This window comes from Stenotrophomonas sp. AS012628, from assembly GCF_010608305.1.
GTDB classification, from domain to species: domain Bacteria; phylum Pseudomonadota; class Gammaproteobacteria; order Xanthomonadales; family Xanthomonadaceae; genus Stenotrophomonas; species Stenotrophomonas geniculata.
The window spans coordinates 46461-68911 of record NZ_VMBJ01000021.1 but is presented as its reverse complement, the minus strand read 5'-3'; the positions used below and the strand labels follow the sequence as shown (position 1 = coordinate 68911).

The 22451-nt window shown below is 67.2% G+C and carries 20 protein-coding genes and 2 tRNA genes; 14 read left to right on the top strand and 8 right to left on the bottom strand.

Going from position 1 to position 22451, the window contains the following annotated elements:
- Window positions 1–42 precede the first annotated feature (42 nt).
- Both G5A07_RS11430 and G5A07_RS11425 read right to left on the bottom strand, forming a co-directional pair.
- On the bottom strand, window positions 43–939 hold the full coding sequence (locus tag G5A07_RS11430; protein WP_019336850.1) for a M48 family metallopeptidase: 897 nt from the start codon (window positions 937–939) through the stop codon (window positions 43–45).
- Between the two features lie 89 nt (window positions 940–1028).
- Complete coding sequence (locus G5A07_RS11425) at window positions 1029–2915, bottom strand: formylglycine-generating enzyme family protein (RefSeq protein WP_171955222.1); 1887 nt, start codon at window positions 2913–2915, stop codon at window positions 1029–1031.
- An 84-nt stretch (window positions 2916–2999) separates the two neighbouring features.
- On the opposite strand from G5A07_RS11425, the gene rnd reads away from it, so the two are divergent.
- Complete coding sequence (gene rnd, locus G5A07_RS11420) at window positions 3000–4079, top strand: ribonuclease D (RefSeq protein ID WP_191863328.1); 1080 nt, start codon at window positions 3000–3002, stop codon at window positions 4077–4079.
- A 90-nt stretch (window positions 4080–4169) separates the two neighbouring features.
- Window positions 4170–5243 carry a hypothetical protein gene (locus G5A07_RS11415; protein ID WP_053443323.1) on the top strand — a complete coding sequence of 358 codons (1074 nt, stop codon included), beginning with the start codon at window positions 4170–4172 and terminating at the stop codon, window positions 5241–5243.
- A 75-nt stretch (window positions 5244–5318) separates the two neighbouring features.
- Here the strand turns inward: G5A07_RS11415 and G5A07_RS11410 are convergent, their stop codons facing one another.
- Together G5A07_RS11410 and G5A07_RS11405 are read right to left on the bottom strand one after the other, a co-directional pair.
- A complete protein-coding gene (locus G5A07_RS11410; protein WP_049482256.1) occupies window positions 5319–7649 on the bottom strand; it encodes a TonB-dependent receptor in 2331 nt (776 codons plus the stop codon).
- Between the two features lie 180 nt (window positions 7650–7829).
- A complete protein-coding gene (locus G5A07_RS11405) occupies window positions 7830–8411 on the bottom strand; it encodes a TetR/AcrR family transcriptional regulator (protein ID WP_049437387.1) in 582 nt (193 codons plus the stop codon).
- A gap of 101 nt (window positions 8412–8512) precedes the next feature.
- On the opposite strand from G5A07_RS11405, the gene G5A07_RS11400 reads away from it, so the two are divergent.
- The 4 genes from G5A07_RS11400 (at window position 8513) to G5A07_RS11385 (ending at window position 11574) form a co-directional block, all read left to right on the top strand.
- Window positions 8513–9568, top strand: coding sequence for a sugar phosphate isomerase/epimerase family protein (locus tag G5A07_RS11400; RefSeq protein ID WP_191863327.1), 1056 nt, complete (start codon window positions 8513–8515; stop codon window positions 9566–9568).
- Window positions 9569–9589: 21 nt separating this feature from the next.
- Window positions 9590–10483: an alpha/beta hydrolase gene (locus G5A07_RS11395; RefSeq protein WP_191863326.1), complete on the top strand. Its 894-nt coding sequence runs from the start codon at window positions 9590–9592 to the stop codon at window positions 10481–10483.
- Complete coding sequence (locus G5A07_RS11390; RefSeq protein ID WP_099559648.1) at window positions 10473–11399, top strand: alpha/beta hydrolase; 927 nt, start codon at window positions 10473–10475, stop codon at window positions 11397–11399. The genes G5A07_RS11395 and G5A07_RS11390 overlap by 11 nt, the downstream gene beginning before the upstream one ends.
- A gap of 99 nt (window positions 11400–11498) precedes the next feature.
- Window positions 11499–11574 (top strand) — tRNA-Ala (locus G5A07_RS11385).
- A gap of 63 nt (window positions 11575–11637) precedes the next feature.
- On the opposite strand, the gene G5A07_RS11380 is transcribed toward G5A07_RS11385, so the two are convergent.
- Window positions 11638–11808, bottom strand: coding sequence for a hypothetical protein (locus G5A07_RS11380; RefSeq protein WP_181390032.1), 171 nt, complete (start codon window positions 11806–11808; stop codon window positions 11638–11640).
- Between the two features lie 160 nt (window positions 11809–11968).
- Here G5A07_RS11380 and G5A07_RS11375 point away from each other — a divergent pair, with 160 nt between their 5' ends.
- Window positions 11969–12454 carry a hypothetical protein gene (locus G5A07_RS11375; protein ID WP_043400858.1) on the top strand — a complete coding sequence of 162 codons (486 nt, stop codon included), beginning with the start codon at window positions 11969–11971 and terminating at the stop codon, window positions 12452–12454.
- A gap of 6 nt (window positions 12455–12460) precedes the next feature.
- Here G5A07_RS11375 and G5A07_RS11370 read toward each other — a convergent pair whose 3' ends face one another.
- A complete protein-coding gene (locus G5A07_RS11370) occupies window positions 12461–13222 on the bottom strand; it encodes an SDR family oxidoreductase (protein WP_043400854.1) in 762 nt (253 codons plus the stop codon).
- Window positions 13223–13354: 132 nt separating this feature from the next.
- On the opposite strand from G5A07_RS11370, the gene G5A07_RS11365 reads away from it, so the two are divergent.
- Window positions 13355–14197, top strand: coding sequence for a methylated-DNA--[protein]-cysteine S-methyltransferase (locus G5A07_RS11365; RefSeq protein WP_043400851.1), 843 nt, complete (start codon window positions 13355–13357; stop codon window positions 14195–14197).
- A gap of 73 nt (window positions 14198–14270) precedes the next feature.
- Here the strand turns inward: G5A07_RS11365 and G5A07_RS11360 are convergent, their stop codons facing one another.
- A complete protein-coding gene (locus G5A07_RS11360) occupies window positions 14271–15296 on the bottom strand; it encodes an NADP-dependent oxidoreductase (RefSeq protein WP_191863325.1) in 1026 nt (341 codons plus the stop codon).
- Window positions 15297–15630: 334 nt separating this feature from the next.
- On the opposite strand from G5A07_RS11360, the gene G5A07_RS11355 reads away from it, so the two are divergent.
- The 6 genes from G5A07_RS11355 to dxs all read left to right on the top strand — a co-directional run bounded on the left by G5A07_RS11355 (window position 15631) and on the right by dxs (window position 22019).
- Window positions 15631–15706 (top strand) — tRNA-Phe (locus G5A07_RS11355).
- A gap of 160 nt (window positions 15707–15866) precedes the next feature.
- On the top strand, window positions 15867–16418 hold the full coding sequence (locus tag G5A07_RS11350) for a lipocalin family protein (protein ID WP_049437370.1): 552 nt from the start codon (window positions 15867–15869) through the stop codon (window positions 16416–16418).
- Window positions 16419–16580: 162 nt separating this feature from the next.
- A complete protein-coding gene (locus G5A07_RS11345) occupies window positions 16581–17057 on the top strand; it encodes an LEA type 2 family protein (protein ID WP_049401709.1) in 477 nt (158 codons plus the stop codon).
- 65 nt (window positions 17058–17122) lie between these two features.
- Complete coding sequence (locus G5A07_RS11340) at window positions 17123–18913, top strand: acyl-CoA dehydrogenase C-terminal domain-containing protein (RefSeq protein ID WP_010486514.1); 1791 nt, start codon at window positions 17123–17125, stop codon at window positions 18911–18913.
- A gap of 427 nt (window positions 18914–19340) precedes the next feature.
- Window positions 19341–20006, top strand: coding sequence for an HNH endonuclease (locus G5A07_RS11335; RefSeq protein ID WP_019336875.1), 666 nt, complete (start codon window positions 19341–19343; stop codon window positions 20004–20006).
- 105 nt (window positions 20007–20111) lie between these two features.
- Window positions 20112–22019, top strand: a complete 1908-nt coding sequence (gene dxs, locus G5A07_RS11330) for a 1-deoxy-D-xylulose-5-phosphate synthase (RefSeq protein ID WP_191863324.1) — start codon at window positions 20112–20114, stop codon at window positions 22017–22019.
- Window positions 22020–22119: 100 nt separating this feature from the next.
- On the opposite strand, the gene G5A07_RS11325 is transcribed toward dxs, so the two are convergent.
- Window positions 22120–22323, bottom strand: a complete 204-nt coding sequence (locus tag G5A07_RS11325) for a hypothetical protein (protein WP_005417823.1) — start codon at window positions 22321–22323, stop codon at window positions 22120–22122.
- Window positions 22324–22451 lie beyond the last annotated feature (128 nt).

The following is a 22451-nucleotide window of genomic DNA, read 5'->3' as shown; positions in this document are numbered from 1 at the left end:
TTCGGCAGGTGCAGGGCTGCAAGCCCTGCCGAACAACACCCTCTACTTTGCCTGCTCGCAGAACTTCTGCCGGTACTCGAGTGCCTTCGGCATCAGCGCCTGCAGGTTCTGGATGCGGGTGCCCGGGTTCGGGTGGGTCGAGGAAAACTCCGGTGGTGACTGGCCACCACTGGCCTGGCCCATGCGCTGCCACAGCGGCACCGCCTCGCGTGGGTCGAAGCACGCCGCCGCCGCCAGCATCAGGCCCACTTCGTCGGCCTGTGTCTCGTGGCTGCGTGCATACGGCAACAGGTAACCGTAGCCCATCGCTGACATCATCATCTGTTGCTGCTGCGCATCCATGCCGCTGGCGGCGCCGGCCACCTGCCCGATCTGGGTCAGCTTCTGCTGGGCCATGCGCTGTGCACCATGGCGCAGCAGCGCATGCGCGATCTCGTGGCCCATCACCACCGCCATCGCATCGCGGGTGCGCGCCACCGGCACCAGCCCGGTGTAGACCGCCATCTTGCCGCCCGGCAGGCAGAACGCATTGGCCTGGTCGGACGGAATCACGTTCACTTCCCACTGGAAATCCCGCGCGAAGTGCGCCGGCTGCACGCCATGCTCCTGGGCCAGCGCGGTCTCCACCACATCGACCTTGGCGATCAGGCGCTGGGCGATGTCACGCACATCACGCGCGATCGGTGCATTGGGGTCCATCGGCCGTTCCTGCGACAGGATCTGCTGGTAGGCCTGCAGCCCCAAAGCAGTCTCCTGGCGCGCGTCCAGGCTGCTGTCGATCATCACCTTCTCGCCGGTATAGGGATCCACCGTGCGGTTGGAAAACCAGTAGAAGACCGCGTAGCCGGCGGCCAGCAGCAGTACCCACCAGCGGATGTTGCCGAACAGGCCGCGGCGCTGCGAGCCTTGTGGCGGGCGGGAAAAGGGATCGTTGCGCATCGGGTCGGCTTCCAGCAGGCCCCGCCGGCCGGCGGGCACGGCGCAATCTTAGTGCGCCGATGCCAGCAACGGGTGAAGCCGGCTGCCGATCAGATACCGCGTACCAGGCGGAAGCCGATGCGCGCGTTGGTGGTATCCGAGTCCTGGGATTGCCGCCAGGCGGCGCGGGTCTGCTCCGGCGCATTGGCCCAGTTGCCCCCCCGGATCACCCGTGCGCGACAGCCCGGGTTGAACCAGGCGGCGCCATCGGCGGGCGCGCGCCGGTAGCTGGCATGCCAGCAATCGGCCACCCATTCGCTGAGATTGCCGCCCATATCGTGCAGGCCGAAGGCATTGGCCTGGAAACTCCCTACCGGTGCCGGCCCCCACCAGCCATCGCCATAGCCGATGAAGGCGTTGTGCCAATGCCGCCCGGACGGCGACACATCCTTGCTGCCGGTGAAATTGCCGCTGCCCGGCGGCGGCGTGCCCGCATCGCCCCAGGGGTAGCGACCACTGTTGCCGCCGCGCAGCGCGTACTCGAACTCTGCTTCACTGGGCAACCGGTAGCTGCGCCCGGTCTGCTCGGACAACCACGCCGCATAATTTTCGGCATCGCGGATGCTGACGTGCATCACCGGCGAATTGGCCATCGCGCGGCCACCGTCGTAATCCGAGCGCCAGTCCACGCCGCTGCGGCGGATGAAATTGCCGCTGCGTTCGTCATAGACCACCGAATGGCCACGCCGCGTCGCCCGGGGGCGCGCGTTGGTGGCCTTCACGTAGCGCTGGAAATCGCTGACCGTGACCTCGGTGATCGCCATCGCGAAGCCTCGATCAAAGCGCACATAGTGCGATGGTCGCTCAGCATCGCTCGAACCCGGTTCGGCATCACCGGCGCCCATCTGGAAACCGCCATGCGGCACCACCACCATCTGCGGACCGCGTCCGCCATCACGCATGGCGTCGCTGAACACCTGTCCCGGGCGGAAGCTGCCGTAGTGGGTGGCCAGGTCGATGCGCTCACGCAGCTGGGCCACCACCGCGTCTCCCGGCAGGGCGATGCGCAGGGCCTCGGCCAGTTTCTCGCGTGCCGGCTTCAGGCCCTGCGGCGTGGACAGGTCGCGCAGGCCGTCATCGCGCAACTGCAGCAATGCCGCCGCACGGATCTGCTCGATGCGCTCGAACGCGTCGGCAATGGTCGGCGACGAGTCGCGCACCTTGCTGGCTTCGGCCAGCCAGGTGCCCGCGCTGGCGAAATCGCGCGTGCGAGCAGCGTCCTCGGCACGACGGATCAACCCGCTTTCGGCCGCGGCCAGTCCCTGCCGTGCACGGCTGTTGTTCTCGTCCAGTGCCAGCGCCTCGCGGAAGTTGCCGATGGCGCCATCCCCGTCCTCGCCGATCCGGTCCGCGCGCAGGTCCTCTTCACCGGCGCGGTTGTAAGCGACCACCCGCTGGGCAAGCTCCACCCGACCCTGCAGTGCGCGTACCTTCTCGTCCTTGGGCGCCAGGGTCAGCAGCACCAGCGCCTGGCGGCTGGCCTCGGCCAGCGCCTCGCGCTGCTTCAGCGGCCGCACCAGCAACGCATCCGCCTGCTGCTGCAGGCGCTGGCGGGCACGCTGCAGGCCCTGGCGGGCCTGGCGGTCATCCGGGTCCTCTTCCTGTACTGCCAGCCACAGCGGAATGGCGGCATCGGCATCCTCATACAGCCGGCCCTCAGTGAAGGCCTGCCCGGCCGCGCGGCGCAACTGGGCCAGGCTGCGGCCCTGGCGGTCCACCCGCGGCGGCGTCCACTGCTGTACGTCCTCGGCGGCATCCTCACCGGCGATGGTCACGCTGCCCTGCCCGGCCTGCGGGCGCTCGTCGCTGTCTGCGTTCGCGGACGGGCGCGCCTCCTCCCCGGCACTCCGGTCCGCTGCCGTGGGGGGCGACGGCGTGCAGCCTGCCAAGGCCATGGCCAGGGCGGTGCACAGCGCGGACGACAACGGAAAACGCAAGCGGAGCCTCCTTCGGCACGGACGCGCACCGACGTTAGGCTATTCTCCCCTGCCTGAGCAAACCCGAGTAGTAGGCCCTGAACCGTGGCAACCTGGATCACCACCCCCGCCGAGCTGGATGCGTACTTCCAGCAGCGCCCGACCCGCATCGGCCTGGACACCGAATTCATCCGTGAACGCACCTTCTGGCCGCAGCTGGCCCTGGTGCAGATGGCGGTCGGGCAGGACATTCTGCTGATCGACCCGCTGATTCCCGGCATGACCGAGGCGCTGGCACCGTGGCTGGCCGATGAATCCATCACCAAGGTGATGCACAGCGCCAGCGAAGACCTGGTCGCCTTCAAGTGGGCGTGCGGCGTGCTGCCGCGACCACTGTTCGACACCCAGATCGGTGCCGCGCTGGCCGGCATCGGCGGCGGCATGGGCTACCAGAAGCTGGTGGCGGAAATCACCGGCGTCGCCCTGGCCAAGGGCGAAACCCGTTCGGACTGGATGCGCCGCCCGCTTTCGGAGTCGCAGCTGCAGTACGCCGCCGACGATGTCGAGCACCTGTTCGCGCTGCATGACGCCATTGATGCCAAGCTGCAGGCGCTTGGCCGCCAGCAGTGGCTGCACGACGATGGCGAGCGTCTGCTGGCCAGCGTCGCCAACGACGAGGACCGCTGGCCGCATCTGGCGATGCGCTCGGCGCAGTTCCTCGACGCGGCCGCACAGCACCGCCTGCTGCGCCTGCTGCGCTGGCGTGATGTGCAGGCACGCAGCAGCGACCGCCCGCGAAGCTGGATCCTGGACAACGAACTGGCCGCCACCCTGGCGCGCACGCCACCGGCCGACGAGACTGCACTGGGCAGGCTGTTCGAGCAGTTCCCGAAGGCGCCGCGCAAGCTTGCAGGCGCGGTCTGGCAGGCACTGTCCACGCCGCTGGCCGATGAGGCCGAGGCACCGCTGGCACTGCCCGCCAACGACAGCAACAAGCAGGTAGTGAAGAAGCTGCAGGACGCGGTGACTGAACGCAGCCGCGAGCTGGGCCTGCCGGATGGCGTGCTGGCATCGCGCAAGCATCTGGAAAGCTATCTGGAACGCCGCCAATGGCCAGCCGCACTGGCCGGCTGGCGCCAGCAGGAACTGGAGTCGCGGCTGCAGGCGCTGCTGCCCGCACGTTGATGGCACAAGGCGCCGGACCACGCCGGCGCCGTGCACCTCAAGCCTGCAGGGGCCGTGCTAGGGTTTGGCGGTACTGACAAGGAGACGTCGATGCAGACCCTCAAGATCGCGACCGCCTGCGCACTGCTGCTAACCACGTTGGGCCTGGCATGCTCTGGGCAGGCCGCACCGCTTTCCTATGCACAGGAAAAGGAGAACACAGCCAAGCTGGTGGACATCATTGACGGTGCCACCCGCGACGGTCTGGTTGCCGTGCTGGTGCCGGCCCCGTATGTCGTGCACAACGGCGGGCCAGGTGTCGGCTCTCCGGTCCCCGGCTTTCATCTGGGCAACCGCTCGACCGACCTACCCGGGTTCTCGACGCGGGTGTCCTTCCAGCACAAGGATATTCCCTCCCAGGGCTATGTGCAGCTGTTCAACACCAACGAACTGGAAACCGGCCCGCAGCGGACGGTGTTGATGGACGTGTTCGAGGTGCATCTGATTCCGCCGGGCACCTATCTGCTGAACGGTGCGGAGAACTACCGCCTGAACACCCGCGTGGCCAAGCTGAAGCCGCTGGGGACCACGGACGAAGTATCGAAGGACATCGGCGCCACCCGCCTGGCCGACGTCGATTACCGTTTCTATTCCTGGAAGAAGGTCTGGGTACCACCCGGCGTCCTGACCGATCAGCACTCCCAGCAGGTCTGCATCTCGGTGCATGTGGCCTCCGGCAACTGCGTGGCATGGGGCACCCAGAACTACGAAACCTCGCGCCCGACCGAAGGCTACTGGGATGACAGGATCGTCCCTGAAGACATCCCTGCCGTACGCATCCAGGCGGTCATCGCCAAGGCCCACGCGCCACTGGCCTTCACTGCCCGCGAAGGGCAGATCCTGCTCAGCCCCTTCATTGTTGCCGCCGACGGCGATATCGATTTCAACGCCAACGACTGCGCACCGGTCGACAAGCTGACGGGATGCGCCCTGCGCCGCTTCACGGTGCACTACCAACCCGCGCCGCTGGACGCTGCACGCAAGCACATCGCAATCACCTCGCGCGGCCTCAACGGCAAGCAGCGCAAGGTACTGGAGCGGATGGAGGCGATGCAGCTGCAGGTGCTGGGCCCCAGTGCGCCGTCCGATGCAGCGCTGGGCAAGGGCGTCAGCGCCACGCCTTGAGCACGGATGATGCCTGGCCAGCAACGAAAAACGGCGCTCGATGAGCGCCGTTTCCGGTACACGACGGGGTAAGGCTTACCAGTTCATGTTCAGCGAGACACCCACGGTGCGCGGCTCGTTGTAGACCGCCGCCATGTAGTTCTCGATCACACCCTTGAGGTTCTTCTCGTTGGTGATGTTGCGCGCGAACAGCGCCACTTCGTAGGCACCGTAGTTGCCCGAGTAGCCGATCTTCAGGCCACCTTCGAAGTCACCCTTGGAGTTGAACTCCTTGCTGTCGTACAGCACGAAGCTGGTGTAACCCTGCTTGTTCCAGTCGGTGGAGACGAACATGGTGCCGGCGTCGCTGACCGGGAAGTCGTAGCGGGCGGCCAGGTTCACGTTGTACTTCGGCGCGTTCGGCAGCGGGTTGCCGTCGATCTGCGCGAAGGTGTTGGCACCGACCTTGATGGTCGGGTCGCCGACGGTGCAGACCACCTGGCCGTTGAGGCCGCAGACCTGCGCGTAGACGCGCTTGTCCTTGATCTCGCTGTGCAGCAGGCTCAGGCCGGCGCTCAGGGTCAGGTTCGGGATCGGGCGCAGCTCCATGTCGGCTTCGAAGCCGTAGGCCTTGGCCTTGTCGGCGTTGAACAGCACGCCGTTGCCGTCCGAATCGTTGCCGTTGAGCTGGATGTCGTTGACGGTGTAGGTGAACGCGGTGGCGTTCAGGCGCAGGCGGTTGTCCCACAGGCTGCTCTTCACGCCCGCTTCCCAGGACAGGATCGTCTCGGAATCGGCGGTGGTGAAGTCGGCATTGAACACTGCCGAACGGCCCTGGATGGTCGGGCCACGGAAGCCACGCGCGACCTTGGCGTAGACGCTCACGTCCGGCGTGATCTGATACATCGCGCTCAGATCCCAGCTCGGGGTGGTGTCGGACATCTTGACGTCGGTGCGGCCCTTGTAGGTGACCACGCCGGCAGCGGTGTCGGCGGTCTTCAGCAGGCGGGTGTGCTTCTCGTCCCTGGTCTGGCGCAGGCCGGCGGTGACGGTGAACTTGTCGGTGAAGGCGTAGCTCAGCTGGCCGAAACCGGCCCACGAGGTGTTCTTGTTGCGCAGGCGCACCCAGTTGTTCGGATTGCGTGCCGCGCCCTGCAGGAACCAGGCGCGCTGGTAGAAGTCGGTGGTGTCGCTGCCGTTGAAGTAGAACGCACCGGCCTGCCACTGCAGCGCGCTGTCGTCATGGCTGGCCAGGCGGAATTCCTGGGTCCACTGGTCCAGGTCGCGGATGCGGCCCATCGACTGGCCGTAGCCGTTCGGCACGCCGTTCACCGGGAAGTTCACCGCAGCGCCGCCGTCGGTGTCGCCACGGCTGTAGCCGGAGGTGGTTTCGTAGGCGGTGATCGAGGTGAAGTCGATCGCGCCGAAGTCGTAACGTGCCTTCACCGAGCCGCCGTAGGTCTTGTAGGCCTGCGGATTGTTGTCGGCTTCGTCGTAGGCAACCTTGTCGCGCGGCACGTCGGTCTTGTTCGAGCCCTTGGTCAGCGCACCGCGCAGGAAGAGGGTCGAGGTACCTTCGTAATCACGAGCATGGGCCGAGGCCAGGATCGAGAACTGGTCGCTCGGGGTCAGCAGCAGCTGCGCGCGCACGTTGCGGTCATCGAAGCCGCCCATGGCGTTCTTCTTCGGGCTGACCGTGCCGTCGGCGCTCGGGCCCTTGTAGGTGTTGTCAACGTAGTCGTCGCGGTGCTGGTACAGGGCCGACACGCGGAACGAGGCGATGTCGTTGATCGGGCCGCCGAAGCCGCCGTCGATCGACACGCTGTTGTAGGTGGCGTAGCTGGCGCTGACGCGGCCGGTGTAGTCCTGGGTCGGCTTCAGGGTGTCGAACTTGACGATGCCAGCAGTGGTGTTGCGACCGAACAGCGAGCCCTGCGGGCCGCGCAGCACTTCCACCTGGTCCACGTCATAGACCGGATTGGACTTCAGCACCACGTGTTCCAGCACCACGTCGTCCTGGATGATCGACACCGGCTGCGAGGCCCCCAGGTAGAAGTCGATATTGCCCAGGCCGCGGATGTAGAAGCGCGGGAAGATGCGGCCGGTGGTGGTTTCCGCATACAGGCTCGGCACGCGGCCGGACAGCGCCAGCAGGGTGTCGTCGCCGCCAGCGGTGAAGTCGCGCATGCGCTCGCCCTGCACCACGCCGACCGAAACCGGCACTTCCTGCAGGTTCTGCTCACGGTGTTCGGCGGTCACGGTGATCGTGTCCAGGCCGGTCGGGGTCGGCGCGCTGTCCTGCGCGGCGGCGCCGAAGCTGCCGACCAGGGCCAGACCGGCACAGGCCAGTGCCAGCGGGTGGCGGCGGAAGGAAACAAGGGAAGACGACAGACCCGACAGGCGGCGGGAATCGGTATGGGAGGGCATGCAATGCTCTGAGGAGGCGTCCGAGCGGCCTGCGCGGGCCGGGCGGCAAAAAGGAGGAAAACTGCGCAAGCGGCCATTATCCCCCAAATTGTTACGATTTCGTTGCGCAGCACCCAAACCCGGCGAAACAAGCGCTTTCGGCACAGTTACAGGGCATTCCGCACGCCCTGAAGGCTTGACTCAGGGCAGCGGGGTCAACGCGACATCGACCATCGCCAGCAGGCGCTCGCGGCTGATGCCGTCACGCGCCTGCACCGAGATGCCATGCAGCACCGTGGCGAAGTGGTCGCCCAGCGCCTGCACCGCCGCGTCGTCGGCCAGCTCCCCCTCGGCCTGCGCCTGCTGCAGCCGCGCGATGATCGCCGCCGTGCGCTGGCGACGATGGCTGGCCAGCCAGTCCCGCACGCCTTCGCCATCGGGCGACACGCTGCTGGCCGAGGACACCACCAGGCAACCATGCGGGCGCCCGCGACGGGTGTAGGTCAGCACGGCTTCGCGCAGCATCGAACCGATCGCCTCACGCAATGTTGCCTGCTCCAGCGCGCGCGGCGCGAAACCGCCCTCGCCCTCTTCGTACAGCGCCACGGCTTCGCGGAACAGCTGCTCCTTGCTGCCGAACGCGGCGTAGATGCGCGCCGACGCGATGCCCAGCGTTTCGACCAGTGCCGACATCGACGTGCCTTCATAGCCGTGCTGCCAGAACAGCAGCATCGCCTTGCGCAACGCCTGGTCCCTGTCGAATTCGCGCGGTCGCCCTGCCATCTGCCTGCCTGCTCCAGTGAGGCGCGCAGTGTAACGCGGGTGTTGACCACCGCGAGGGTCGCGCCTATTCTTTGTCGACCGACAAACAATTGGAGCAACACATGCAGACCCTCAAGGGCCCCAGCCTGCACCTGGCGCAGTTCGCCGGAGACCAGCCCCCTTTCAACTCACTTGCCGGCATTGCCGCGTGGGCCGCCGGCCACGGTTTCAAGGCCCTGCAGATTCCCGCGTGGGATGCACGCCTGTTCGACCTGGCCACCGCCGCCGACAGCCAGGACTACTGCGATGACATCCGCGGCACCCTCGCCGAGCACGGCCTGCAGGTCAGCGAGCTCACCACCCACATCCTCGGCCAGCTGGTGGCCGTGCATCCGGCCTACGATGAACTCTGCGATGGCTTCGCCCCGGAAGCACTGCGCGGCAACCCGAAGGCCCGCAGCGAATGGGCGCAGCAGCAGCTGCACCTGGCAGCCCGTGCCTCGCGCCGACTGGGCCTGCAGGACATGGGCACCTTCTCCGGCTCCTTCGCCTGGCCCTACCTGTTCCCGTTCCCGCAGCGCCCGCCGGGCCTGATCGACGCGGCCTTCGATGAACTGGCGCGACGCTGGCGGCCGATCCTCGATACCTGCGAGGACAACGGCATCAACCTCTGCTACGAGATCCACCCCAGCGAAGACCTGCATGACGGCACCAGCTTCGAGCGCTTCTTCGAGCGCGTCGGTCAGCACCAGCGCTGCCGCATCCTGTTCGATCCCAGCCACTTCGTGCTGCAGCAGCTGGACTACCTGGAGTACCTCGACATCTACCACCCGCTGATCCGCATGTTCCACGTCAAGGATGCGGAGTTCCGCCCCAGCGGCCGCCAGGGCATCTATGGCGGCTACGCCGACTGGACCGAGCGCGCCGGCCGCTTCCGCTCGCTGGGCGACGGCCAAGTCGACTTCAAGTCGATCTTCTCCAAGCTGGCCCAGTACGACTACCAGGGCTGGGCGACGCTGGAATGGGAGTGCTGCCTGAAGGACCAGGAAGCCGGCGCGCGCGAAGGCGCTGCATTCATCCACGACCACATCATTCCGGTCACCGACAAGATCTTCGACGACTTCGCCGGTGCACCGATCAGCACCGCGCAGATGCAGCAGATGCTCGGCATCGCCTGAGCCCCAACGGAGCACTCCCTCATGACCACTTCTCTTTCCGCTGGCGCTGCCGGCGACGCTCCCCTGCGCCACCATTACCTGCGCATCGACGGCCAGCGCGTGCATTGCGTGTCCGCGGGTCACGGTGAACCCGTATTGCTGATTCCCGGCTGGCCGCAGACCTGGTACGCCTGGCGCCATGTGCTGCACGCCCTGGCCGAAGCCGGCTTCGAAGCCATCGCGGTCGATCCGCCGGGCATCGGCGAATCCGATCGCCCCAGCCACGGCTACGACACCGGCAGTGCCGCCGCCGTCCTGCACCAGACCATGCAGGCGCTGGGCCACGAGCGCTACCAGGTAGTCGGACATGACATCGGTATGTGGATTGCCTATGCACTGGCCAGCGACCAGCCGCAGGCGGTGCGCCAGCTGGCGGTTACCGAAGCGGTGATTCCCGGCCTGGCGCCGGAACCGAGCATCTTCGCTGCCCCGGCCGACAACATCTTCCTCTGGCACTTCATGTTCAACCAGGTCGCGGACCTGCCCGAAGCACTGATCAGTGGCCGCGAACGCGCCTACCTGGAGTTCATGTTCGACCGCTGGTCGTACCGCCGTGACGCGGTGGCTGCCGACACCTACATCGCCGCCTACAGCCGCCCCGGCGCACTGCGGGCCGGCTTCGCCTGGTACCGCGCGATCCCGGAAACCATCCGCCAGAACAAGGAACGTGCACAGCGCCGGCTGGCGATGCCGGTGCTGGCCATCGGCGCCGAGCACGCCACCGCCGATGCGCCGATGCTGACCCTGCAACCGCACGCCGACAACGTGCGCGGCAGCATCGTGCCGGGCTGCGGCCACTTCATCATGGAAGAAGCGCCGCAGGCGTTCCTGGCGCAGCTTCTGCCGTTCCTGCAGGAGGTGCGCCATGCAGCTTGAACCGGCGCTGCAGCAGTTTGTCGACGCCGTCGCGGCGCATCCGCTGCCGGAGGAGCTGCGCGAACTGCGGGCGATCAGCGAGAGCGCGCTGCCACAGTTGCAGGGTGCGCCGCAGCCGGTTGCGCATGTGATCGAACACACGGTGATCGCACGCGACGGGCAGGCGCTGGACGTCCGCCTCTACACACCGGAAGGTTTGCCCGACGGACCAGCGCCGGCCCTGCTGTTCGCCCACGGCGGCGGCTGGTTCCAGTGCTCGTTGGCGGTCTATGACGGTCCCTGCCGTGCGCTGGCCAATGCCAGTGGCTGCGTGATTGTGGCCGTGGGCTACCGGTTGGCGCCGGAACACCCGTTCCCGGTGCCGCTGCACGACGTTGCCGATGCCTGGTCGTGGCTGCAGGACAACGCCGAGCGCCTCGGGCTGGACCCGCAGCGATTGGCGATCGGCGGCGACAGCGCCGGTGGCAATCTGGCCGCCGCCTGCTGCCTGCTGCTGCGCGATCTCGGCCTGCCGCAACCGTGCCACCAGTTGCTGCTGTACCCGGCGCTGGATGCCGGCATGGGCAGCGATTCCTACCGCGACTACGCCACGGGCTACTACCTCAGCGCCGAACTGATGCAGCGCTGCTGGCAGGCCTATCTGGGTAATCTGGATCAGCCGCCGTCACTGGCCTCGCCCGCGCAGGCAACAGACCTGCAGGGGCTGGCGCCAGCCTCCGTACTCAGCTGCGAGCACGACCCGCTGCGCGACGAAGCCGAGCAGTACGCGCATCGCCTGCAGGCCGAGGGTATCGCCTGCACGCTGGAGCAACTGCCCGGGATGATCCATGCCTGCATCCACCTGCAGGGGGTGGCTGTTTCTACCGGCGTGGCGGTACAGCGCGCGGGCGCCCTGCTACGCCAGGCCCTGGCCTGAATCAGTGTGGGACGGTGGTGGCTGCACGGCTGCCGCTGTTCCGGTCCGGCCCGACGCTTGGCAAGCCCGCCGGGCAGCGCTACACTGAAAGCCTGCCGTGGGGCCATAGCTCAGCTGGGAGAGCGCGTCGTTCGCAATGACGAGGTCAGGAGTTCGATCCTCCTTGGCTCCACCACTATTCGGAAAGAACCCGTAGATCTCCGCGATCTGCGGGTTTTTTCTTTTCAGCACCCGGGGCTCAGGCCGGCTCCTCACCGCCATCCTTGCGATGTGGACTGCGCGAGTGCCTATCGCGCACCTGTTGATCGCGCTGCCCCGGCCGCTGCTTGGCCACATCGTCCTGCTTCCTGTCCTGGCGGCTTTCCTGGATGCCCTGCTTCGGGTCCTGATCCTTGCCTCGCTCGTTCATTGAAATCTCCCACGCCGGCGGCGGGCCCACGTTGCCCACCACGTTAGAGGTTGCCGGGTAAGCCGCAGGTCAGTCCTGCGCCAACGTCATGTGCAGGCAATGGCTTGCCGCCACGGCTCCGCGCAGCCAGAATCCGGGGCACCACGCCCACCGGTATGCCATGCCCTCTTCTGCCCAGCACGCAGCCCACGCGTTGCCGATGCTCCTCAATGCGACAGACGGCAGCATCCAGCTCGGCAACCTGCCGACGTTGATCTGCCCCACCCTGTCACTGGAGGAGGCGCGCATCGACTTTGCCACGCTGATGCGAGGAGAGCGCGATGTCGGCACCGGCTATCACTGGCTCAGCCTGCACCAGCTCAGCCTGGGCGGTGCGCCCGCTGGCATCAGCCTGTGCTTCCACGGGCAACAGCTCGACATGGTGACAATGGGCGTCGATCTACCCGGTGCAACGTTGGAAGACGGCTGGCCGACCCAGGCCGCGATCGATGCCGAAGTCGCCTTCATGCGCCGCACCCTGGGTGCGGCGCTGGGTCGCAAGCTGGCCGGCGGCCACGCCCGGTTCGGCTGGGGCGAAGCCTGGGCCCGTTTCGATCCGAAAGGCTTCATGGCCAGCAGCGGTATCCGCTACGCGCCACGCTCCTGACCCCGCTCAGGTACGTGTGATCGACACCCCACCTTCCACACGCATCGCGGTTCCGGTAACGAAACTGCTTTCATCGCTGGCCAGGAACAGCGCCGCGTTGGCGATCTCCTCCGGCTCGGCCATGCGCTTCAGTGCGTGCAGCGAGCGCACGAAGTCGCGGGCATCCCCGGTGGGTGCGGCCTGCCGCCCCATCTCGGTATCGGTGCCACCGGGCAGCAGCACGTTGCTGCGCACGCCGCGCGCGCCGTATTCGGCAGCGATCACCTGGCTCAGGCCGATCAACCCGGCCTTGCTCGACGCATAGGCCGCCATGCCCGGGAATCCCACGGTGTGGCCGACGAAGGTACCGACGAACACCAGCGAGCCGCCGCCGCGCGCCAGCAGTGCCGGCAACTGCGCGCGTGCCGCATGGAAGGCGGCATCCAGATTGGTCGCCATCACTTCGCGCCAGGCGTCCACCGGGAACTCCGCCGCCGGCACGCCTGGGCCAAGCATGCCGGCATTGTTGAGGGCGATATCCAGGCCGCCGAATGACTGCTGGGCCAGATCGACCAGCGCCTGCGCCGTACCCGGGTCGGCCACGTCGGCGGCATGTACCACGGCTTCGCCACCGGCGGCGCGAATCTGCTCGGCCAGCGCCTGCAGCGGCTCCGGCCGCCGTGCGTTGAGCACCAGCTTTGCCCCTTCGGCAGCGAAGCGCAGGGCGCTGGCGCGGCCGATGCCGGCGCTGGCACCGGTGATGAGAGCGATCTTGTTGTTCAGGCGCATGGTCGTGGTACCGGTTGTGAAGTGGCCGCCACGATGCCGCGCCTCTCCCCTGCCAACACCCCGTTTCCGGGCCTGGCCCATCGGTGCAGGAAACGGAGTTTCCGCAGCACCGGCGCGTGCCAGAATCCGGCCATGGACAGTACCGCCACCACCGCCCTCGATGCCCGCGTCGAACGGGTCTGCCGCCACCTTCAGGCCAGCCACGACGAGCCCTCGCTGCAGGAACTGGCCGGGATCGCGGGTTGCAGCCCAACCCGCCTGCATCGCCTTTTCAAGGAAGCAACCGGGTTGACCCCGAAGCAGTACGCTGCCGCGCTGCGCGCCGACCGCCTGCGCACCGGGCTGGAACATCAGGAACGCATCACCGACGCTTTCCACGATGCCGGCTTCGGCTCCAGCGGACGCTTCTACGAGAACGCACCGAAGTTGCTGGGCATGACTCCCAAGCAATGGCGCGCAGGGGGGCGTGGCGAAGTCATCCACTTCGCGCTTGCCGAAAGCTCACTGGGCAGCGTGCTGGTGGCCAGCAGTGCCACCGGCGTGGTCGCGATCCTGCTCGGCGACGATCCGGAGACGCTGCTGCAGTCATTGCAGCAACGCTTCCGCCAGGCCGAACTGGTCGGCGCCGACCAGGGCTATGAACAACTGGTGGCACAGGTGGTGGGCCTGGTCGAGGATCCCACGCGGGGCGCCACGCTGCCGCTGGACATCCGCGGCACCGCGTTCCAGCAGCGGGTATGGCAGGCGCTGCAGCAGATTCCGCGCGGGCAGACCGCGTCGTATGCGGATGTCGCCGCACGCATCGGCGCGCCCCGCTCGAGCCGTGCCGTAGCACGTGCATGCGCAAGCAACCCGCTGGCGGTGGCAGTTCCCTGCCACCGCGTCGTACGTCGCGATGGGGACCTGTCCGGCTATGCGTGGGGTGTAGCGCGCAAGCGCGAACTGCTGCGCCGGGAAAAGGCCTCGACTGCCTGACGTGGGTGCCGACCTTGGTCGGCACGCCCAGCTTCCGGTAGGTGCTGACCTTGGTCGGCACACCGCCAAGCCCTCAATCCAGCTTCACCACCAGCTTGCCGAAGTTGTGCCCCTTCAGCAGCCCGAAGAACGCCTCCGGCGCATTCTCCAGCCCTTCCACCACATCCTCGCGGTACTGGATGCGGCCATCGCGCAGCCACTGCGGCATCTCGCGTTCGAAGTCCGGCCACAGGTGGTTGAAGTCGTGCACGATGAAACCGCGCACGGTCAGGCGCTGGCGCAGAATCTGGCTGAACAGTGCGGGCAACCGGTCCGGACCGGGCTGCTCGACGCCGCGCTCGTTGTAGGTGGCGATGGTGCCGCACACCGGAATGCGGGCGAAATCGTTGAGCAGCGGCAGCACTGCATCCAGCACGTGCCCGCCCACGTTCTCGAAATACACGTCGATACCCGCAGGAACCGCTGCGCGCAGCTGGGCGGCGAAATCAGCGGCGCGATGATCCAGCGCCACGTCCACGCCCAGCGTCTGCAGATAGGCACGCTTGGCTTCGCCACCGGCGATGGCGACCACGCGCGCGCCCTGCAGCTTGGCCAGCTGGGCCACAGTCGCACCCACCGGCCCGGTCGCGGCAGCCACCACCAACGTCTCGCCCGGCTTCAAACGGGCGATTTCATGCAGGCTGGAATAGGCGGTGAAGCCGGGCATGCCATATACCCCCAGCGCCGTACTCAGCGGCAGCCCGGCCGGATCCAGCCGGCGCCCCAGTGCCTTGGCCGGCAGCACCACATGGGTCTGCCAGCCACCCGGCGCCAGCACCAGCTCACCTGCGGCCACGCCCTCGGCATTGGACTGCAGCACCTCGGCCACGGTCTGCCCTTCCATCACCTCGCCCACCGCCACCGGCGCGGCGTACGACGGGCCCTCGTCCATGCGTCCGCGCATGTACGGGTCCAGCGACAGGTAGCGGTTGCGCAGCAGCACCTCGCCAGCGGCCAATGACGGCAACGCAACTTTTTCCAGGCGGAAATTGGCTGCACTTGGCGCCCCCTGCGGACGCGACGCAAGCACGATGCGGGAGGTGGTCGAGGAATCGGACATGGCCAGGTCTCTGCTGTTGCCAGCATTGGGAAAGGACTGCCGACACTACGCCGCGGCGATCCCCGATGGCGGCCACGAAAACAGCGTTCCATTGCCCGGACCCGCGCGGGTCCGGCGCCCCCCTTGCCCCTGCAGCTTTGGCGATCGCGGCGACCTGCTGATTTCCACCGCAGGCCATGATCGATTGGCCACGCCCCGCCCCACAACGGAGGATCAAGCACTTGCGCGCGCGCAGACGGCAATGTGAAGAAATCTTGGCAAAACGCTTGCCGAAGGCAGGCGACCTCCGTAATATACGCGTCCTTGGCAGCGACCTCGCTGCAACGAAACATGTGGCCGAGTAGCTCAGTTGGTAGAGCAGGGGATTGAAAATCCCCGTGTCGGCGGTTCGATTCCGTCTTCGGCCACCATCTTCAGAGACCTGCAGAAATGCAGGTCTTTTTTTGTCTGCGATCTGCGATCCACGCCTGGCCTCGATACATGCCAGCCCACCGCCGTCCGGTTGACGAAACATTTACACCGCCGCGCGCCGCGGCACCTACGCTCCAGACTCCTGCCTGGAGCCTGTCGATGCCTCTGCGCCCCGCCCTGCTCGCCTGCCTGCTGCTGGCCGCCCTGCCGGTGATCGCCGCCGAGCCGGTGCGCGCGGTCGACACGCTGGACATCGATCGCTATGCCGGCCAGTGGCACGAGATCGCGCATCTTCCGGTGTCATTCCAGAAGCAGTGCGTCGGCGAAATCACCGCCAACTACGGGCTGCGCCGCGATGGCCGCATCAGTGTCACCAACGCCTGCCGCAACGGCGACGGAGAACGTGTGGTTGCTGAAGGCGTAGCACGCCCGGTCGCCGGCCATCCCGGCCAGTTGCAGGTGCGCTTCGTGCCGGACTGGCTGAGCTGGGTGCCGCTGGTCTGGGCCGACTACTGGGTCCTGGCACTGGATCCGGACTATCAGTGGGCGTTGGTCGGTGAACCGGACCGCAAGTACCTGTGGATTCTCTCGCGCCTGCCGGAAATGGATCGCGCCCGGTTCGAACAGCTGAAAGAAAAAGCCGAAGCCATGGGCTACGACCTCGGCCCACTGCGCCTGATGGCCCCGATTCGCGATACACCCGCCGACTGAACCTCCCCGCATCCGGCGCACCACGCGCGCGCCATCCGGCGCCGCGCACGCCCGGCCGCCATCTTCACGCGCTACCCTCTGCGACGGGTCGCCACAGGCGATCCAAACGACCATACGCCGTAGTATGCTTATCCAACGCACCCCTCCAGAGGACCTGCGCCCATGCTCCACCGTTTCCGTATCGCCTTGATCGTCCTGTGCACCCTCGCCCTTGTTGCCTGCAACAACGGCATCGTCAAGCGTGTTTCGGAACCGGCGGCCAGCCTGCAGCAGCTGACCGTGCGCGCCGACGGCAACTGGACCGTGGCCCTGCGCCTGCAGAACTACAGCTCCATGCCAATGACCTTCGATGACGTCGCGCTGGCACTGACCGTCGGCGACAGCGACGCCGGCACCCTGCAGGCCAAGCCGGGCATCTCCATCGGCGGCACCTCGGCCGATGTCATCCAGGTCGACCTCGTGCCCAGTTCGGCCGCGCGCCTGGTGGTGGCCGACGCATTGGCCAGCAACCGCACCCTGGCTTACGGCCTGAAGGGAACGGTGGCGGCCACGCCGCAGGAAAAGAAGCAGCGCAGCTTCGACATCAGCAGCCGCAGCACCCTCAACCAGGCCCCGGGCCTGCCGGGCGTGCTGCGCTGACTCCCGCTTTCCGCCGCGGCGCCCGGCGCCGCTCCCCCTGTCCCTGATCAAATCGAGACGTACCGATGAGCAGCTACACCGCCCCGCTTTCCGACCTCCGTTTCGCCCTGCACGACGTGCTCAAGGTCGAACCCCTGTTCGCCCGCCTGGGCTTCACCGACGCCACCGCCGACGTGGTCGATGCCGTGCTGGAAGAAGCCGGCCGCTTCAGCGCCACCGTGCTGGCCCCGCTCAACAGCGTCGGCGACGAGATCGGCTGCGTGCTCGACCAGGCCACCGGTGAAGTGACCACCCCGCCTGGCTTCAAGCAGGCCTACGACCAGTTCGTCGATGGCGGCTGGACCGGCCTGACCGCCTCGCCGGAACTGGGCGGCCAGGGCCTGCCGCACACCCTGGGCGTGCCGCTCAACGAAATGATCAACGCCGCCAACCTGGCGTGGGGCAACTTCCCGCTGCTCTCGCACGGCGCCATCGAAGCGCTGAAGCAGCACGGCGAAGCCTGGCAGCACGAGGCCTTCCTCAAGCCGCTGATCGAAGGCCGCTGGACCGGCACCATGTGCCTGACCGAACCGCACTGCGGCACCGACCTGGGCCTGCTCAAGACCAAGGCCGAGCCGAATGCCGATGGCAGCTACGCGATCACCGGCACCAAGATCTTCATCACCGCCGGCGAGCACGACCTGACCGGCAACATCGTGCACCTGGTGCTGGCCAAGCTGCCTGACGCCCCTCCGGGCGCCAAGGGCATCTCGCTGTTCGTCACCCCCAAGTTCAAGGTCGACCGCGACGGCAACGTCGGCGAGCGCAACGCACTGCGCTGCGGCTCGATCGAGCACAAGATGGGCATCAAGGGTTCGGTCACCTGCGTGATGAATTTCGATGGTGCGCAGGGTTACCTGGTCGGCCAGCCGCACAAGGGCCTGCAGGCGATGTTCACCATGATGAACACCGCGCGTCTGGGTGTGGGCCTGCAGGGCATTGGCCTGTCCGAGCGCGCCTACCAGAACGCGCTGAAGTACAGCCGTGAGCGCCTGCAGTCGCGCGCCCTCAGCGGCGCCAAGTTCCCGGACAAGCCGGCCGACCCGATCCTGGTCCACCCGGATGTGCGTCGCATGCTGCTGACGGTGAAGTCGCTGGTCGAGGGCAGCCGCCTGCTGGCCCTGCACGCTGCCACCCTGATCGATGTCGCCCACCATGCCGAGGACGCCGCCGAGCGCGAGCGCGCCGACACCCTGGTGAGCTTCCTCACCCCGATCTCCAAGGCCTGCCAGACCGAGTGGGGTATCGAGAACACCTACAACGCCCTGCAGTGCTTCGGTGGCCACGGCTACATCCGCGAGCACGGCATGGAGCAGCTGGCGCGCGACGCCCGCATCACCACGCTCTATGAAGGCACCACCGGCATCCAGGCACTGGACCTGATCGGCCGCAAGACCGCGTCCAGCCAGGGCGCCGGCCTGAAGCTGATGCTGGCCGAGATCGAAGCCTTCGCCAAGGAACACGAGGGCAACGAAGCGCTGGCCGAGTTCATCGGCCCGCTGCGCGCAAAGGCCACCGAATGGGGCAAGCTGACCCTGGACGTGCTGCAGCGCGCGGCCGCCAACCCGGACGAACTGGGTGCGGCCAGCTACGACTACCTGTTCTATTCGGGGTACGTGGTTCTGGCCTACTGGTGGGCCCGCAGCGTGGCCGCCGCCGATGCCAGCGCGCACGGCGCCGCCTTCGCCCAAGGCAAGCGCGAGACCGCGCGGTTCTACTTCGCCCGCGTGTTGCCGCGCACGCTCAGCCACGCCGCCGCCATCCAGGCCGGCGCCGCCCCGCTGATGGCCATGGACGACGAGCGCTTCGGCGCCTGAGCCGGGCTGCCGCGGTAGTGCCGGCCGCTGGCCGGCAACCGCAAAAGCAACAGCTGGATCCCGGTGGATGGCGGGGCGGTGTGGGCTGGCAGGACACGCCGTAAACCCATCCCTGGGGGCTCGATGGCGCCATCCATGGCGCCAACGGTCCTGCCACCCCACACCTCCCCGCCTCTGACAGTTCCCCGCGATCTGCGTAGATCCACGTCATGCGTGGATGAAAACCACCGAAATCCACCTGGAGAAAAGCCCCCCTTTGTTAAGGGGGGCGCGCCGGCGGCGCAGGGGATAGGAGGAATGCGTGGGCATCCCAACCCGCCATCGGCGGGCTGGGATGCGGAATGCGCGGACCTGAATGTTGACGATTTGCGTATCGCCGACGGGCGATACACAAATCGTCAACATTCAGGTATAAGCTGTTCTCCCGATGGAGACAGACACTACACGCTTGGGTCTGATCGAAGCCGGAGCTCCGTTTTCTGCTCCGGGCGCCGAAGCATCGCCCAACGCCACGACGTTGCATCGCCCCGGTTCGGTCCGGCTGCTCTCGCTTGATGCCCACGGACGCGTACTGGACTGGATCACCTGGCAGGATGCGGCGTGCCTCTACGCCCGCGAAGCCGTCGCCTGGACACTCGGCGATCCCTGCCTGCACATCCATGGCGGCACCAACCGCTTCAGCGGCCTGCAGAGCGGGATGGACCTGCACCCGATCATCGCCGCGCGCGGCCACGCCCGCTCCCGCGCGATCGACCCGACGCCGAACCTGACCAACCCGGCCCTGTTCGCCCGCGACGCCCACCTGTGCATGTACTGCGGCCAGCAGTTCAACCGCCCCACGCTCACCCGCGACCACGTCATGCCGCTGTCCAAGGGCGGGCTGGACTGCTGGGAAAACGTGGTCACCGCCTGCTTCCACTGCAATTCACGCAAGAGCGACCGCACCCCGCAGCAGGCCGGAATGCCCCTGCTGGCGGTGCCCTACCGGCCCAGCTGGATCGAGCATCTGATCCTGTCCAACCGCAACATCCTGGCCGACCAGATGGCCTTCCTGAAGGCGCAATTGCCGAAGCGTTCAAAACTGAGCACCTGAACCGCCGAAAATGCAACCCTCACCGTCCTGTCACGGGCGGCGGCGTTTGCTTGCCCCACCCCCGTTTGAGGGCGAAAATGGGCGTTCAGAACAAGTGCGAACATGATGATCGACTCTGCCCGCTATCCCCGCCTCGCGCGCATCCAGACACCGGATGACCTGCGCACGTTCGACGAATCCGAAATGAGGGCGGTCGCCGACGAACTGCGTGCCTACCTCATCGAGTCGGTGGGCAAGAGCGGCGGCCACTTCGCCGCCGGTCTGGGCGTGATCGAACTCACCGTGGCCCTGCACTACCTGTACCAGACCCCGCAGGACCAGCTGGTCTGGGACGTCGGTCACCAGACCTACCCACACAAGATCCTGACCGGTCGCCGCGACGAGATCCACACCGTCAAGCAGAAGGACGGCGTGGCACCGTTCCCGAAGCGTGAAGAGAGCGAGTACGACACCTTCGGCGTCGGCCATTCGTCGACCTCGATCTCGGCCGCGCTCGGCATGGCCATCGCTCGCCAGTCCGAAGGCGACAACCGCCAGGTCGTTGCGGTGATCGGTGACGGTGCGATGACCGCCGGCATGGCCTTCGAAGCGCTGATGCACGCCGGCGGCATGGAGCCGGAACCGAATCTGCTGGTGATCCTCAACGACAACAACATGTCGATCTCCGAGGCGGTCGGCGGCCTGACCAAGATGCTCGGCCGTGCTACCGGCAGCCGCACGCTCAATGCACTGCGCGAAGGCGGCAAGAAGATCCTCGGCGACAAGAAGAACAACCCGGCGCGCTTCGTGAAGCGTTGGGAAGAACACTGGAAGGGCATGTTCGTGCCGTCCACGATGTTCGAGGAAATGGGTTTCCACTACACCGGCCCGATCGACGGCCACGACATGCCCGCCCTGCTGTCCACGCTGAAGACGCTGCGCGCCTCCAAGGGCCCGAAGCTGCTGCACGTGATGACGACAAAGGGCAAGGGCTACGAGCCGGCCGAAGGCGATCAGATCGGCTACCACGCGGTGGGTCCGTTCGATCCGGACAAGGGCCTGGTGGCCAAGGCTGGCGCCAAGAAGCCCACCTATACCGACGTGTTCAGCGACTGGCTGTGCGATGCCGCCGCCGCCGAGCCGCGCCTGTACGGCATCACCCCGGCGATGCGCGAAGGCTCCGGCCTGGTGCGTTTCAGCAAGGAATACCCGCAGCGCTACTTCGACGTGGCGATTGCCGAACAGCACGCGGTCACGCTGGCCGCCGGCATGGCGACCCAGGGTGGCAAGCCGGTGGTGGCGATCTATTCGACCTTCCTGCAGCGCGCGTACGACCAATTGGTGCACGACGTGGCCATCCAGGACCTGGATGTACTGTTCGCGATCGACCGCGCCGGCGTGGTCGGCCCGGACGGTGCGACCCACGCCGGCAACCTCGACCTGAGCTTCCTGCGCTGCGTGCCGAACATGGTGGTGATGGCGCCATCCAATGAAGCCGAGTGCCGGCAGATGCTCAGCACCGGCCTGCAGCACCCGGGCCCGGCCGCCGTGCGCTATCCGCGCGGCACCGGCACCGGCGTGGCTGCCGGCACCGACCTGTCCACCCTGCCGATCGGCAAGGGCGAGTTGCGCCTGCAGGGCAGTCGTATCGCCCTGCTCGCCTTCGGCAGCACCGTGGCCGCCGCCGAACAGGTTGGCCGCGAACTGGGCCTGAGCGTGGTCAACATGCGCTTCATCAAGCCGCTGGACCGCGAGCTGGTGCTGGCTGTCGCCGCCCAGCACGAGGGGCTGGTGACGATCGAAGACAACGTGGTGGCCGGTGGCGCCGGCTCCGGCGTCGGTGAGCTGCTCAATGCCGAAGGCGTGCTGCGCCCGATCCTGCACCTGGGCCTGCCCGACAGCTACCAGCACCACGCCAGCCGCGAGGACCTGCTGGCCGAAGCCGGCATCGACGCCGCAGGCATCCGCGCGGCCGTACTCAAGCGCTGGCCGCAGCTGGCTGCCGGGACCCCGCCGCTCAGCGCGGCAGGCTGAGACCGGTCACCACCCAGTGGATCCACGCATGGCGTGGATCCACTGCGGAACAGGGGTCGATCCACGCCATGCGTGGGGACAGATCAGGGAGCCCCAGCCCTCAGCCGTAGCTGACCGCTTCCACGAACGCGCCGCTGGCCTCCACCCGCACCGCAGCGCGCTGCCCGGTGTCGACGAAGTGGAGGCGTGCAAGGGTTTCAGCGAAATCGTAGGCCCGGGCACCATCGCGGAACTCGATCGGTTCCGGCCGGTCCGGGTGCAGCACGCGCCATTGGCGTTGCTCGCATTGCAGGCGGATCAACATGCAGCTCACTCCTTGAGGCAGCGTATCGACGGTGGCGGGATGGGCGTGCCGGTTACGGCAGACTTCATCGCGGCGGATCAGGGGCACGTAGAGGTGCCCTGATCGCAGAAGATACGACGTTCAAAATG